Origin of the sequence: Aeromonas molluscorum 848 (assembly GCF_000388115.1) — a bacterium.
Lineage (GTDB): Bacteria > Pseudomonadota > Gammaproteobacteria > Enterobacterales > Aeromonadaceae > Aeromonas > Aeromonas molluscorum.
On record NZ_AQGQ01000280.1, the window covers coordinates 1 to 1,895 of the forward strand.

Consider the following 1,895-nt stretch of genomic DNA (forward strand, 5'->3'; position numbering starts at 1 on the left):
TATGCAGCTGCGTGATCACTATGCCGATCTTGATGATCTGTGCAACGCACAGGAGTTGGACAGAGCAGCCCTGGAGGCTCGGCTGGCCAGCGGTGATTTTCACTATCAAGCCCAGCAAAAACAGTTTCGCTAGGGGCGACTGAGTGGCTTGTGGTTGAAGAGGGCAAGCGATCAAGCTAGATGCCTTGGCAGAAAAAGACCTCATCATAGCCAGATCTTCCCCCCCGGCGATCGAGATCGGGATCACAGCTCGGCGCCCCCGTCGATCCCGAGCCGAAAAAACTGCTAGGATAAGACTCTTCTCCCTATTCAGGGGTGCCTGTTAGCACCTTGATATGGTAGAGGGGCGCCACACAGCCTGGTGCACGGATGCATCAAACTGTCATCTGCGGCGATTAATCTCTCGCACAACCAACAAGGAGGTACCCCATGATCCCAACCCGACAGACCAGCTTGATCACCCTCTGCGCCCTGCTGATGATCAGCCTGTTTACCCCGACCCTGCCCGGTAATGCCGAACAGTGGTTAAGCCTGGTGCTCATTGGCTTGCTGGTTGTCGTACTGCTGCTGGTCCTGGGCGGCTGTCGCCGTTTTATGCTGGACTAGCTCGCGCCTGACGCTTCAATGAGCGACATAAAAAAACGCAGCCAAGGGCTGCGTTTTTTGTTGGTAAGCACAGAGCGTCTTCGAGAACTCAGTAGGCCAACGCCTCAAACTGGGTCTTGGCCGTTTCAATGCCCTTGGCCTGCGCTTCCGGGCCCATGCCCATGCCTTCGGCGTAGATGAAATCGACATCTTTGATCCCGATGAAACCCAGGACCGTCTTCATGTAGGGGGTGACCAGATCGGTGGGGTTACCCAAGTGCAAACCGCCACGGGGGCTCACCACCAGGGCGCGAGTGCTGTCGACCAGACCGACCGGGCCGGTTTCGGTATAGCGGAAGGTGACGCCGGCACGGGCAATCAAGTCAATCCAGTTTTTCAGCTGGGTCGGGATGTTGAAGTTGTACATGGGCGCCGCGATGATCACCAGGTCGCTCGCTTTGAGTTCGGCGATCAGCTCATCGGACTGCGCCAGCACAGCCAGCTGACGCTCATTGAGGTTTTCGCCGCCGCGCAGACCCATGGCCAGCTCGCCATCCAATACCGGCAGATCCAGGGTCGCCAGATCACGCACGGTGACGCTGTCTCCCTGACGTTCGGCCAGATAGCCATCGATAAGGGCATTGGATTGTGAGTATTGGCCCAGGATGCTGGATTTGAGTACGAGGATATTAGCCATGGTAACGCTCCATTTGGTTGTCAGTTGGACAGCAGGACTGTCGATGGAGGCTACTATAAACACAGCGTTTCCAGGCTGATAGCGAAAATAGATGCTCAATTCATTCAAAAAATTTGATTGTGATTCGCTTTAACTCTGACAAGGATCGCGGCCAGGGCTGCGCCCCTTGGCAGGACAAACGATTGCCGTTATGATCCGCCGCACTTTTTTCAGCGACCCGGATCCTATGGAACCCTCCCGCAGCCACTCCCCCTTTGCTGGCGCAATCTGGATGATGGTGGCCGGCCTTTGCTTCGCCGCCGTCAACAGCCTCAGCCAATATGTCAGCTTCAAGCTCGGCCTCCCTTCGACCCAAGTAGCCTTCCATCAATATCTGATCGCCCTGGTCTGTCTGCTGCCCTGGCTGGTGCGCCACGGCCTGCGCCAATCCTTACAGACCCGCCAACTGCGTCTGCACCTGCTGCGGGTGCTGCTGGCGGTGATCGGCATCCAGTTCTGGCTATGGGCGCTGGCGGTGCCCATCCCCATCTGGCAAGGCATAGCACTGCTGATGACCTCGCCGTTGTTCGCCACCCTAGGCTCGGCCTTGCTGCTCAAGGAACAAGTAAGCAGA

At 57.1% G+C, this 1,895-nt stretch carries 4 protein-coding genes; 3 read left to right on the top strand and 1 reads right to left on the bottom strand.

Going from position 1 to position 1,895, the window contains the following annotated elements; genetic code table 11:
* The coding region (locus G113_RS20850) for a DUF4250 domain-containing protein (RefSeq protein WP_005913722.1) at window positions 1–133 on the top strand (133 nt) is incomplete at its 5' end.
* Between the two features lie 296 nt (window positions 134–429).
* Entirely contained in the window at window positions 430–606 is a 177-nt protein-coding gene (locus tag G113_RS21570) for a hypothetical protein (RefSeq protein ID WP_005913724.1), read from the top strand.
* 88 nt (window positions 607–694) lie between these two features.
* Here G113_RS21570 and G113_RS19935 read toward each other — a convergent pair whose 3' ends face one another.
* Entirely contained in the window at window positions 695–1,282 is a 588-nt protein-coding gene (locus G113_RS19935; RefSeq protein WP_005913727.1) for an FMN-dependent NADH-azoreductase, read from the bottom strand.
* A gap of 226 nt (window positions 1,283–1,508) precedes the next feature.
* Between G113_RS19935 and G113_RS19940 the strand changes: the two genes are divergently transcribed.
* A partial coding sequence (locus G113_RS19940) for an EamA family transporter (protein WP_161618932.1) occupies window positions 1,509–1,895 on the top strand: 387 nt, incomplete at its 3' end.